The organism is Bradyrhizobium ganzhouense (assembly GCF_049949285.1).
Lineage (GTDB): Bacteria > Pseudomonadota > Alphaproteobacteria > Rhizobiales > Xanthobacteraceae > Bradyrhizobium > Bradyrhizobium ganzhouense.
The window spans coordinates 307,476-319,822 of record NZ_CP181318.1; the positions used below are offsets into that span (position 1 = coordinate 307,476).

At 66.4% G+C, this 12,347-nt stretch carries 12 protein-coding genes; 3 read left to right on the forward strand and 9 right to left on the reverse strand.

The features are described 5' to 3' along the window. Window positions 1-82: 82 nt before the first annotated feature. Window positions 83-553, reverse strand: a complete 471-nt coding sequence (locus ACLFLU_RS01480) for a hypothetical protein (protein ID WP_426410609.1) — start codon at window positions 551-553, stop codon at window positions 83-85. A gap of 97 nt (window positions 554-650) precedes the next feature. Continuing rightward, a complete protein-coding gene (locus tag ACLFLU_RS01485; RefSeq protein ID WP_426410610.1) occupies window positions 651-2,189 on the reverse strand; it encodes a YifB family Mg chelatase-like AAA ATPase in 1,539 nt (512 codons plus the stop codon). A 230-nt stretch (window positions 2,190-2,419) separates the two neighbouring features. Between ACLFLU_RS01485 and ACLFLU_RS01490 the strand changes: the two genes are divergently transcribed. Beyond that, on the forward strand, window positions 2,420-2,665 hold the full coding sequence (locus tag ACLFLU_RS01490) for a PilZ domain-containing protein (protein ID WP_027534981.1): 246 nt from the start codon (window positions 2,420-2,422) through the stop codon (window positions 2,663-2,665). A gap of 83 nt (window positions 2,666-2,748) precedes the next feature. After that, window positions 2,749-3,528, forward strand: coding sequence for a tetratricopeptide repeat protein (locus ACLFLU_RS01495; protein ID WP_426410611.1), 780 nt, complete (start codon window positions 2,749-2,751; stop codon window positions 3,526-3,528). Between the two features lie 45 nt (window positions 3,529-3,573). Here ACLFLU_RS01495 and ACLFLU_RS01500 read toward each other — a convergent pair whose 3' ends face one another. From ACLFLU_RS01500 to rsmI, 7 genes are all read right to left on the reverse strand, one after another. Further along, window positions 3,574-4,863, reverse strand: coding sequence for an AAA family ATPase (locus tag ACLFLU_RS01500; protein ID WP_426410612.1), 1,290 nt, complete (start codon window positions 4,861-4,863; stop codon window positions 3,574-3,576). Then, window positions 4,860-5,594, reverse strand: a complete 735-nt coding sequence (locus ACLFLU_RS01505; protein WP_426410613.1) for a CpaD family pilus assembly protein — start codon at window positions 5,592-5,594, stop codon at window positions 4,860-4,862. The genes ACLFLU_RS01500 and ACLFLU_RS01505 overlap by 4 nt, the downstream gene beginning before the upstream one ends. A 55-nt stretch (window positions 5,595-5,649) precedes the next feature. Continuing rightward, entirely contained in the window at window positions 5,650-7,167 is a 1,518-nt protein-coding gene (locus ACLFLU_RS01510) for a type II and III secretion system protein family protein (RefSeq protein WP_426414192.1), read from the reverse strand. A 10-nt stretch (window positions 7,168-7,177) separates the two neighbouring features. Further along, window positions 7,178-7,990 (reverse strand): Flp pilus assembly protein CpaB, encoded by an 813-nt coding sequence (cpaB, locus tag ACLFLU_RS01515; protein ID WP_426410614.1) that lies wholly within the window; start codon window positions 7,988-7,990, stop codon window positions 7,178-7,180. A gap of 447 nt (window positions 7,991-8,437) precedes the next feature. Continuing rightward, window positions 8,438-9,382, reverse strand: a complete 945-nt coding sequence (gene gshB, locus ACLFLU_RS01520; RefSeq protein ID WP_426410615.1) for a glutathione synthase — start codon at window positions 9,380-9,382, stop codon at window positions 8,438-8,440. Window positions 9,383-9,392: 10 nt separating this feature from the next. Further along, window positions 9,393-9,794: a YraN family protein gene (locus ACLFLU_RS01525; RefSeq protein ID WP_426410616.1), complete on the reverse strand. Its 402-nt coding sequence runs from the start codon at window positions 9,792-9,794 to the stop codon at window positions 9,393-9,395. Then, entirely contained in the window at window positions 9,781-10,731 is a 951-nt protein-coding gene (rsmI, locus tag ACLFLU_RS01530; RefSeq protein ID WP_426410617.1) for a 16S rRNA (cytidine(1402)-2'-O)-methyltransferase, read from the reverse strand. Before rsmI ends, ACLFLU_RS01525 begins: the two co-directional genes overlap by 14 nt. Before the next feature lie 339 nt (window positions 10,732-11,070). On the opposite strand from rsmI, the gene ACLFLU_RS01535 reads away from it, so the two are divergent. Further along, the gene (locus ACLFLU_RS01535; RefSeq protein ID WP_426410618.1) at window positions 11,071-12,306 is read left to right on the forward strand and encodes a penicillin-binding protein activator; all 1,236 of its coding nucleotides are present in this window, start codon (window positions 11,071-11,073) and stop codon (window positions 12,304-12,306) included. Window positions 12,307-12,347: the final 41 nt, after the last annotated feature.

The following is a 12,347-nucleotide window of genomic DNA, read 5'->3' on the forward strand; positions in this document are numbered from 1 at the left end:
CGCGACGATGTCCCCACCGACCTTGCGAACAGTTTGAGGTTTTGGCGCCGTCTCGAAACAGGGTTGACGAGGTGTTAACGCCTTAGAGCGATGCGGCCTGGAGGGGGAGCGGATGGCCGCCGCGGGCGCCGACGATCAGGGCTGCCGCTTCCTTCTGCGAGAACGTCTTCGAGCGCACATAGATGCGGTAATCGGCCGGGCCATCAGCGGAGAGATAGATCACCGGACCGCCGTCGACGGGCTGCGCGGCAATCGTAATGAGGCGGGTCGACGGATTGCCCTGGCAGGCGCCCGGCTCGTCGCTTGCGCCATCGTCGACGATCGCGAAGTCGGCAGCGTCCGCATCGTCGGTGATTTGAACCCGCACCGTGGCCCGCTCCGGATCTTCGGTGAAGGCGACATGCACGCCGGCCGTCCAGAACAGGGATGTCAGCTCGACCGAGGTGTCGCCGAGGGCGATGCAGGGATGCGAGACCGATACGATCTCGTTGCGGGCGAACACCGCCGCCGCCAACAGAGGAACCACTGAGGCCAGGATCTTGAAACGCAACATGACACGCTACTCGCCGGGCCCGGACTGGAACTTGTGGGCCTTATGGTTTGCAGAGCGTAAAGGAAACTCGTTACCGCCGGGTTGATGCGCCGGATGATCATGCCAGCTGGCGTACATCCTCCGCGAGTGCGCGGTAGGACAGCGCTTCGGCGAGATGCAGCCGGCCGATCTTGTCGGCGCCGTCGAGGTCGGCGAGCGTGCGCGCCACCCGCAGCACACGGTGATAGCCGCGCGCCGACAGCCGCATGGTCTCGGCGGCATCGCGCAGCAGCTTTTGTCCCTGCGCGTCCGGCTTGGCGATGTCCTCCAGCACCGACGCCGGCGCCTCGGCATTGGTGCGGACCTGCGGCAGGCCGGCATCCGCATAGCGCGCGAGCTGGATGTCGCGCGCGGCTGCCACGCGCGCGGCGACTTCGGCGGAGCCTTCGGCCGGCGGCGGCAGGATCAGATCGGCCGCGGTCACGGCCGGGACTTCGATGCGAAGATCGATGCGGTCCATCAGCGGGCCGGAGATGCGCGCCTGGTAGTCGCCGGTGCAGCGATCGATGCGGCCGCGCTTGCAGGCATAACCCGGCTCGAACGCATTGCCGCAGCGGCAGGGATTCATGGCTGCGATCAGCATGAAGCGCGCAGGGTAAGTCACGCGGTGGTTGGCGCGGGACACCGAGACCTCGCCGTTCTCCAGCGGCTGGCGCAGCGAATCCAGCACGCGCGGATCGAATTCGGGCAGCTCGTCGAGGAACAGCACGCCCTGATGCGCCAGCGAGACCTCGCCGGGCTTTGCGCGCGCGCCGCCGCCGGTGAGCGCGGCCATGCTGGCGGAATGATGCGGCGAACGGAACGGCCGCTGCGACGTCAGCGCGCCGCCCTCGATCTCGCCGGCGACGGAGGCGATCATCGAGACCTCGAGCAATTCGCCCGGCGACAGCGGCGGCAGGATCGAGGGCAGGCGCGCTGCCAGCATCGATTTGCCGGCACCGGGCGCGCCGATCATCAGGAGGTGATGCCCACCTGCGGCCGCGATCTCCAGTGCGCGCTTGGCGCTCTCCTGGCCCTTGATGTCGCGCAGATCGAGCGGCGAGGCGACTGCCTCGTGCACCTTCGGCACGGGCCGGGACAGCACTTGCGTGCCCTTGAAATGGTTGGCGATCTGAATCAGCGAATGTGCGGCGACGATCTGGATATCCGGGCTCGCCCACGCCGCTTCCGAGCCGCAGGCCGCGGGGCAGATCAAGCCTTCTTCGCGCACATTGGCGCCGATTGCGGCTGGCAAAACGCCGGCCACCGGCGCGATCGAGCCGTCGAGGCCGAGCTCGCCGAGCACGGTAAAGCCGGTCAGCGCATCCGGCGGGATCGCGCCGATCGCCGCCATCAGCCCGAGCGCGATCGGCAGGTCGTAATGGCTGCCTTCTTTCGGGACGTCGGCGGGCGCGAGATTGACGATGATCCGCCGCGCCGGCAGCGCCAGCCCCGAGGCGATCAGCGCCGAGCGGACCCGCTCGCGCGCCTCCGACACCGCCTTGTCGGGAAGGCCGACGATGGCGAAGGCCGGCAGGCCGGGCGCGACCTGCACCTGCACGTCGACCGCGCGGGCCTCGATCCCCTCAAAGGCGACTGTCGAAACCCGCTGAACCATGCTGCTCCCCTCGCACAATTAGGGGTAGCAGAGCGGCATCGGTTTGACAAGAACAATACGGGAACGACGGCGCGGACGCCCCCCGATTCCTAACCAGCGGTAAACGGGACGAAGACACTAAGCTTCGACTATGCCTCGAATACGACCGGCTACGCTCAGCACATTCCAACGAATGTTCGCTACTCCTAAGGCTGCGGGATGGGCCGTGATCTAACGGGTGAACAATTCAAATGCTTGCAAATCGCCGCAGAAGCGAACGCCGGGTGTGCACGCGGCTGGCCAAGATCCACTTTGGCGCGGGGTCGCTGCCGAGGGACTGCACGATCACGGATATCTCGGACGGGGGTGTGAAGGTCGTGGCGGAATTCCTGGAAGTGCCGCCGCAATTCACCATCATCTTCGCACCCGATTATTCCCGCCAATGCCGCCTGCGCTGGCGCATCGGTTGCGAATTCGGTGCGGAATTCACCGACTAGTCTCCACCGGCGCATTTCCTTAACCGGACTTTAGCGTTAATCGGCAAAGCATCTCTGATCAGTCCGCCGGCGGTGATCAGAGTATGTCCAAGCGTTCGTCCCTTGCCTCTCCCCCGGCGAGATTTCTGCTTCCCGCGCTTCTGGTGCTCGCCCTCGGTGGCTGCCAGACGACGAGCCTCGAGGATGTGACCGGCGCACTCGGCGGCAGGTCTGAACCCGTCGCCACGGCCGACGGCAGGCCAGACATGGACGTCTTGCGCGAGCGCTATCGCGCCAAGCCCAGCGATCCCAATATCGTCCTCGAATACGGCAAGGCGCTGCGCGAAACCGGCCAGCGCGCCCAGGCGGTCGCCGTCTTCGAGCAAGCCGTGCTGGCCCATCCCAGCAGCAAGGCGCTGCTCGCCGGCTACGGCCGTGCGCTCGCTGACAACGGCAATTTCCAGCAGGCTTTCGACGTGCTGAGCCGCGCGCATACGCCCGAGGATCCCGACTGGCACATCCTGTCGGCTCAGGGCGCGGCGCTCGACCAGCTCGGCCGCAACGAGGAAGCGCAGCAATATTACGCCGCGGCGCTGAAGATCGTGCCCGACGAGCCGACTGTGCTGTCCAATCTCGGCCTGTCCTATGTGCTGCAAAACAATCTGCCGAAGGCCGAACAGGTGCTCGGCCGCGCCTATCAGCGCAATCAGAACAATGCGCGGGTCCGTGCCAATCTCGCGCTCGTACTGGGATTGCAGGGCCGCGAGACCGAGGCTGAAATTCTCGTGAAAGCAGATCTGCCGCCGGATCAGGCGGCGGCAAAGGTCGCGGCGCTGCGTCAATTGCTGTCGAAGAAGCAGCAGCAGCAGCGGGCGGAGAAATAATTCTCCGCCGCCTGGAGCCTTGTTCGTCCGAAAGCGCTCTTGAGCTTACGACGCCTTGCGATGCGGCGCGGATCCGCGTCCGGACCTGCCCTTCAGCTTCTTCAGCAACGGTCCGAGCAACGAGCGCTTCGGTTTCTTCACCTCACCGCGCCCGGCGAGCCGGTTGGCCATGTTCTGGAACAGCGCGGTGGTGCGGTGGCTCTTGGAGACCTCCGCGATCATCTGGCCGTTGTTGGCTGCGGTCGAGAACAGCTTTGAATCGAACGGGATCACCGCGAGCGGCTGGCTCTCCATGGTCTTGGCGAACGACTTGACGTCGATCTCGGCGCGCTTGTGCATGCCGACCTGGTTGATGCAGTAGAGCGGCGGACGGTCGTTCGGCCGCGCTGATTTCAGCACCGTCAGCATGTTCTTGGTGTTGCGCAGGTTCGCGAGGTCCGGCTCGGCCACGATCACGATGTCGTCGGCATTGACCAGCGCGCGCTTGGTCCAGGCCGACCATTGATGCGGTACGTCGAGCACGATGCAGGGTGTGGTCATGCGCAGCGTATCGAAGATCGCATCGAACGCCTCCGCGCCGAAATCATAGACGCGATCAAGGGTCGCAGGTGCCGCAAGGAGGCTGAGGCGCTCGGTGCATTTGGCGAGCAGGCGCTCCATCAGCGCCGTGTCCGGCCGGTCCTGCGACAGCACCGCGTTCGCAATGCCCTGCGCCGGATCCTGGTTGTAGTCGAGACCGGCGGTGCCGAAGGCGAGGTCGAGATCAATCACGACGGAATCGAGCGCGAGGTCGCGCGCGATGGTCCAGGCCACGTTGTGCGCGACGGTGGAGGCGCCGACGCCGCCCTTGGCCCCGACCACCGCGATGACGCGGCCGGTGATGATGGCTTCGGAAGCCGAGAACAAGCTGCAGATCGAGCGCACGACGTCGAGGGTCTCGACCGGCCCGACCACGTAGTCGTTGACGCCGCGACGCACCAGCTCGCGATAGGGCGCGGTGTCGTTGGGATTGCCGATTACGACCACGCGGGTGCCGGGATCGCAGACGCCAGCGAGGTCGTCGAGGCCCTCGAGGATGTCGCGCGTGCCGTCGGATTCGATCACGATGACGTTCGGCGTCGGCATCGTGTCATAGACTTCGATCGCCGCGGCGAGGCCGCCGCTCTTGGCGGTGAGATGGGCCTTGGCGAGACGGCGGTCCTGGCCAGCCGCGGTGATCGCGGCGAGCGTCTGCTCGGTCTCGCAAAAGGCCTGCACCGAGATACGGGGAACCGGCGCAATGTGTTCCTCGGGATGCTGCGGATCGTCCGCCTCTTCGTCGTGGATGCCCGTCATTTGCCTGTGTCGCTGAGTTTGGCCTTGTCAGCCTCGGGATAAGTGGTCGAGGTGGAAGCGCCCTTGCGGTAGCGGTCGAACGCGATGTCGCGCCGTGCGGTGTAGGCCGGCGTCTCCGCGCGCGGCTGCTCGAGGTCGGCGGGGTTGTCGATCATCGCGGCAAGATTGCGCTGGGTGGCGCAGCCGAAATTGAAGTAGGGCCGGTTCTCGTTGTAGCCGGGGTCGAGGATGGACGGCCCCACGTCTTCGGGCCACAACCCGCACGGGCCGGCCACCGCCGCGATCTTGGAATAGCTCAGCCGGATGGTCGGCAGCAGGGCGGGATCTTCGGGACGATAGGGATGCTGGACGATGGCGCGCGACGGCACGCCGCCGCTGCCGAGCACGGCGCGGATTTCGCGATAGGTCGCAGCCGCCGCGCGGGAATTCGTGGTGTCGATGGGCACGTCGACGACGACGGAGCCGGTGCCTTCACGCACCCAGTCCTGGGCAATGCCCATCACGTCGGCGTGCTGCGCGGTCGAGAGTCCGCCGCGCGCCTTGCCGACGAAGATCACGATCGAGCGCTTGCCTTCCTGCACCGCGATCGGGTGACGCATGCGGTAGTCGGTCGGCACCGTCTGGGTGGTGACGACCTCGCCCGTGGTGTTGCACGCACCCAGAACGACGGAAAGCCCCGTCAGTGCGAGCGCGATACGCAATTTGCGACGTCGATCGGTTGTCTTCGTCATCGCCTGGTCCCCTCTTGCCCCGTTTCTCGCCCGTGCCCCAAACAGTCCGCTCGCGTCAGTCGATGATGAAGCCGAAATCGCCCTGGTTGCCGTCCATCGGATCGACGCGGCGGGCGATGCCATAGAGGCGGTTCATGCGGCCGAGCAGCGCCGACTGCGCATCCGAGGACGGCGCGAAGCCGTCATCGGGCCGCGACAATTCCTTCTGGGCGACCGCGCGCACCACATAGGGTGTCACGATCACCATCAGCTCGGTCTCGTTGTTGACGAAGTCCTGGCTGCGGAACAGCGCGCCGAGGATTGGCACCTGGTCGACGCCGGGCAGGCCGTTGATGGCCTGCTTGGTCTGCTGCTGGATCAAACCGGCCATCGCCATCGAGCCGCCGGAGGGAATTTCCAGCGTGGTCTCGGCGCGACGGGTCTGGACCGAGGGGATGGTGATCGAGTTGGTCGTGCTCGAGGACAGCGCTTGCGACACCGTGATCGCGTTCTGGCTCGACAGCTCCGAGACCTCGGTCATCACCCGCAGGCTGATCCGGCCCTCGCTGAGCACGACCGGGGTGAAGTTCAGGGAGATGCCGAACTTCTTGTAGGTGATCTGGGTGGTACAGACATGCGTGGTCGGATCGCAGGAATAGCCTCCGGGAATTGGAAATTCGCCACCGGCGATGAAGGTCGCCGATTCACCGGAGATCGCCGTCAGGCTCGGCTCGGCCAGGGTGCGCATCACGCCGGCGGATTCCATCGCGCGCATGGTGGCGCTGACGGTGGCAACGCCCTTGGCGAGGCCGGCAACGCCGAGCCCGTTGCCGCTGACCAGCGGTCCGCCGCTGGCCGAGAACGGGTTGGAATTGTTGAAATTCACCACCGCGGTGCCGGCATTGAGGCTGGCGCTGAGATCGACGCCCAATTGCTTGACGATGTCGCGGCGCACTTCGCCGACGACGACTTTCAGCATCACCTGGTCGCGGCCGCGCACGACGATGTTGTTGACGACCTTGTCGGCGCCGCCGACGAGCTTGGCGGCGACGTCGCCGGCCTGCTGGGCCTCGACCGGGCTCGACACCGAGCCGGTCAGCATCACGCTGTCGCCGACGCCTTCGATCTGCACGCCCGGCAGCGATGAGCGCAGCGCCGTGCGCATGCCGTTGAGGTCGCGCTTGACCGCGATGTCGTACGACGCGACCTGCTGGCCGTCGGCGGTGAAGAACACCACGTTGGTCTGGCCGACCTGGCCGCCGATGATATAGGCGCGCTGCGCCGAGCGGATCACCGCATTGGCGATCTTGGGATCGGCCACCAGCACGTCCTTGACCTCGCGCGGCAGGTCGATGACGACCGACTTGCCGACCCCGAGCGACAGTGAACGCGTCCGCGCCGGTGCGATGGTCGCGACCGGCGATACGCCGAGATCCGGCGCCTGCATCGGCGCCTGGTCTCCGACCGGCGCGTCCGCAGCCCGGACGAGATCTGGGGCTGCGACCAGCCCCAGTATCAGCATTGCCCCTGCCCAGAACGAGCCGGCGCGCTTCCCCCGAATGCGCAGGCCCATCCGATATTCCCCGTAGTTCATCATGTCCCCATCACTTCTGTGACGTCAGTTGTCGCGTCTGCACGCCGTATCGGATCACGTTGACGCCGCCGAGCCGCTTCGCCTGGTCTTCGATCGCAACCTCCGACGCGTTGGCATCGGCGATGCTTCGCAGTGCGAGTGTGAGCGTGCCGCCCTGGCGCGAGGCCGAGAGCGTGGCGACCTGGTCGGGCCTGAGCTCGAGCGTAACGGTCTTGCCGAGCACGGTGTTCTGACCGTCCTTTTCCTTCGGCGCCTGATCGATCGCGAGCACGCGGATGTTGGTCAGGACGACCTCTGACAGGATCAGGTCATTGCCACCGGTCGAGCCGTTGGCGCCGTCGGGATTCTTCAGGCGTCGCGTCAGGACGATGTCGACGCGGTCGTTCGGCAGGATGAAGCCGCCGGCGCCGGTCTCGGCTGAAATCTCGGTCGACACGGCCCGCATGCCGGACGGCAGGATCGCGGCCATGAAGCCGGAGCCGTCGGCTCTCACCAGCTTCTGCTCGCGGATCGGCTCGCCCTGCATCAAGGGCACGCGCGCGATCGAGCCGGCGATCTGGGTCTGTGCGTCGGGCCTGCTGTCGCGGCGGATGAAGGCGCTGCTTGCGGTCGATTGCGGCCAGGTCTGCCATTGCAGATCCTCGGCCTTCACGGCCTGGCCGAGCTGAATGTCGGATTTGGCGACGAGCACCTCGACCGTCGGCAGCTTCTCGGCCACCGGGAGCGCGGGCGCGGGCTTGTTGTCGTAGCCGCTCGCCAGATATGCAGCGACGCCGCCGGCGCCCAGCGCGATGACGAGAACGACAATGCGTGCGGTGTTCATACGCTTCTACTCTTACGCGGGGCACTCGAACCGCACGTGGCGGGTTCCCCCGCGTCGATGAGTAGGGAGTAAAAGTATAAGGGGTGTTGCGAGACCGAGTGTGATGGTCAGTGATGCTGCTGGTTTTGGGCAGATGGTGAATGCCGCGTTAGCCGCTCGGCCGGTGGCCCCGTAGATTCACCCAAGCGCGCGCGTGCGTTCGCGTGAGGCGCGGGCCGTCATGGTGAATGGGTGGTTAGTGAAGCGCGACGTTAAGAGTGCCGTCCGCGACGACGGTGGCGGACCGTCATCCTGAGGTGCGAGCTCTTGCGAGCCTCGAAGGATGCACGGCCATGATGCCTCGACACCGCCACCAGCCGGGCCGTCGCCCTTCGAGGCTCGCCGAAGAGGCTCGCACCTCAGGGTGACGGTGATGGATTGAGTATCCGTGCGACGACGCGCGAGCCTCTACTTCGCCCGCTTCTGCTCGATCACGTCCCAGATCCTGGCCGCCACGTCCGGGCCGCCGAGCCGCGCGATGGCGCGGATGCCGGTGGGCGAGGTCACGTTGATCTCGGTGAGATTGCCGTTGATGACGTCGATGCCGACGAACAGCAGGCCGCGCTCGCGCAGCGCCGGGCCGACGGTGGCGCAGATCTCGCGCTCGCGCGGCGTCAGCTCGGTCTCCTTTGCCGCGCCGCCGCGGACCATGTTGGAGCGGAGGTCGTCGGCGGCCGGCACGCGGTTCACCGCGCCTGCGAACTCGCCATTGACCAGGATGATGCGCTTGTCGCCGAGCTTCACCTCGGGGATGAACTGCTGGATCACCCAGGCCTCCTTGAAGGTGACCGAGAACATGTCGAACAGCGAGCCGAAATTCATGTCCTGCGGCATCACGCGGAAGACCGCGGCGCCGCCATGGCCGTGCAGCGGTTTCATCACAACGGCACCGTGCTTGTCGCGGAACGCGTTGATCTCATCGAGGTCGCGCGAGATCAGGGTCGGCGGCATCAGCTGCGGAAAATTCATCACGAACAGCTTTTCGGGCGCGTTGCGCACCGAAGCGGGGTCGTTGACGACCAGCGTCTTCGGGTGAATGCGCTCGAGCAGATGCGTCGAGGTGATGTAGGCGAGGTCGAATGGCGGATCCTGGCGCAGCAGCACCACGTCAAAACTGTTCAGCGCCTCGCGCCTGGGCTCGCCGAGGGTGAAATGATCGCCGGGCTCGTCGCGTACGGTCAGGAGCTGCACCGGGGCGACGATCTCATCGCCGACCATCGAGAGCTTGTCGGGCGTGTAATAGGACAGGCCGTGGCCGCGCTTCTGCGCCTCCAGGAGCAGCGCAAAGGTGGAATCGCCCTTGATGTTGATGCGGGCGATGGGGTCCATCTGGACGGCGACGTTCAGTTTCATGGTCTGCCTTTCAGGTCGAGGCGTCGAATGCCGCCAACACATGGCGTGGAAGTGATCGCGGCGCAATCAGCATGGCGTCGAATCGCAATTCGAATTCCGCATGCTCGGGATGCGTGGCAAGCCAGCCCTGCGCGGCGTCGATGATGCGCTGCTGCTGGCGCGGCGTCACCGCATAGGCGGCCTCATCGAGACTGGCGCGCGCCTTGACCTCGACGAAGGCGATCAGGTTGCGACGCCGCGCCACGAGGTCGATCTCGCCATGCGCCGTGCGGTAGCGCCTGGCCAGGATACGGTAGCCCTTCGCCATCAGATAGGCTGCGGCGCGGCTCTCGGCCGAGATGCCGGTGCGGAACGCGGCGACGCGTTCGGGCGAGGCCACTTTTGATTCCGCTGCGTCCTTAGTCTTCGCCATCGCCGCCCCGCAAATCTCTTGCGAGCTCGAGCGCGCGGGCATAGACCTCGCGGCGCGGCCGCCCCGAGAGCGCGACTGCGTGCGCGACGGCGTCCTTGACGCTATGCGTTGCGAGCTGCTCGCGCAGGACATCGTCCAGCGCATCCGACGTCAGCACGTCGGCACCCGCGGCAGGCGGAGCGATCACCAGCACGAATTCGCCGCGCGTCTCCAGCGTGTCCGCCTCGCGCGCCAGCTCGTCGAGCTTCGCGCGCGAAATCTCCTCGTGCAGTTTTGTCAGCTCGCGGCAGATCGCGGCCTCGCGTGTGCCCATGATCTCGGCGAGCTCGGCGAGTGTGTCCTGCACCCGATTGCCGGATTCGAACATCACCAGCGTCGCATCGATGCGGGCAAGTTCAGTGAGGCGCGACCGCCGCGCGGCGGATTTCGCCGGCAGAAATCCCTCGAAGAAGAAACGATCGGTCGGCAGGGCCGCAACCGACAGTGCCGCCAGCACCGAGGATGGGCCGGGCAGCGCATAGACCGCGTGGCCGGCCGCGCAGACCTCGCGCACCAGCTTGTAGCCGGGATCGGAGATCAGCGGCGTGCCGGCATCCGATACCAGCGCGACCGAGCCGCCAGCGGCAAGCGCCTCCAGGATCTTCGGGCGGGCGGCCTCGGCATTGTGCTCGTGATATTGCTTGAGCTGCGCCGAGATGTCGTAGCGCTCGGTCAGGCGCCGCGTGATGCGGGTGTCCTCGCAGGCGATGACGTCGACCCCGGCCAGCGTCTGCAGGGCGCGCAGGGTGATGTCGCCGAGATTGCCGATCGGGGTCGCGACCAGATAGAGGCCGGCCGCCGGCCTCGGCGCCACGAGCCGATGGGCGTCAATGGAGAAACCGCGCGGGGCGGCGTCTGTGCCTTCAGGCGTATTTATCGGGGCCGGCTTTGCGCGCATAATGGATCGAACTTAGGCATGATCCCCGGGGCTGGGAACCGGTCCCTTGAAAAAGATCATACCGGGTGAGGGGCGAGGAAGGACTGGAATGTGATCCATCCGGCATCACATTCCCTAGGGAATGAAGCGTCTGCGCCATATTCGCGGCGGAAACCCCGCTTTGATGCTGGATGATGGACGGCGAACAGCCAGCCAGGAACCGAGGGCAGCCGCGTTAAGCGGTCATTATCCTTTTGTTTTGGTTAACTATTTGCCGACAATATGCCCGAATCCGCGGCTTCTGTCGCGGCAAGATTTGCTGTGATCGGCCGGTGACGGAAGATCAGAAGAAGAGCTGCCATGGTGGGCCCGCGTGATCTGAAGTCTCCCGTTGAGGGGCCCCGTCTCTCGGGCGCGACCCGGCGGAGTGCGCTTGGCCTGCTGCTCGGCACGCCGCTGCTGTCGGCCTGCGCCGGCGTACAGCAGAGCCTCAGCCAGTTTTCCAACCCGTTCTCGAGCTCCTCTCCGCCGCCGGCCCAGCCGGCCGGCCCGCCGCAGCAGGCGACCACCGCAGGCACCGGCGGCGTGAAGGTTGCCGTGATCCTGCCGCTCTCGGCTGCCGGCAATGCCGGGCTCGCCGCGCAATCCATGCGCAACGCCGCCGAGATGGCGCTGGCCGAGTTCCAGAACCCGAACATCCAACTGCTGATCAAGGACGACAATGGCAGCCCGCAGGGCGCGCAAGCCGGCGCGCAGCAGGCGGTCGACGAAGGCGCCGAGATCATTTTGGGGCCGCTGTTCGCACAGTCGGTCCCGGCGGTGGCGCAGGTCGCGCGCACGCGCGGCATCTCGGTGATGGCGTTCTCGACCGATTCGAGCATCGCCGGCCGCGGCGTCTATCTCTTGAGCTTCCTGCCGGAGTCTGACGTCAATCGCATCGTCGAGTATTCCGCCAGCATCGGGAAACGCTCCGTCGCCGTGCTCGTGCCCGATAACGCCTACGGCAACGTCGTTGAAGCCGCGGTGAAGGCCGCGGTGCCCCGGCGCGGCGGACGCATCGTCGCGTTCGAGAAATACGGCGCCGATCGGGCCACACCCGCGCGCACTGTCGCGCAGCAGCTCGGCAGCGCGGATGCACTCTTCATTGCCGATGACGGCGATGCCGTCGTCGCGGTGGCGGATGCGATGACCGCAGCGGGCGCGAATCTGCGCAACATCCAGCTGCTCGGCACCGGCCTCTGGGACAGCCCACGCGTCTATGCCAGCCCGGCGCTGCAAGGCGGCCTCTACGCCGCACCGGATCCGGCCGGCTTCCGCGCGTTCTCCGGCCGTTACCGCACCAAATACGGCGCAGAGCCGATCCGCACCGCAACGCTCGCCTATGACGCGGTCGCGCTCGTGGCAGCACTCGCGCGCACGCAGGGCACCACGCGCTTCTCGTCCGATGTGCTCACCAATCCCTCGGGCTTCGCCGGCATCGACGGCCTGTTCCGTTTCCGCGCCGACGGCACCAATGAACGCGGGCTCGCGGTGATGAAGGTGACGACGGGCGGCGGTGTCGCGGTCGCGGGCTCGCCGAAGAGTTTTGGGGCTTGATGGCTTCGTAGCCCGGATGGAGCGAAGCGAAATCCGGGATT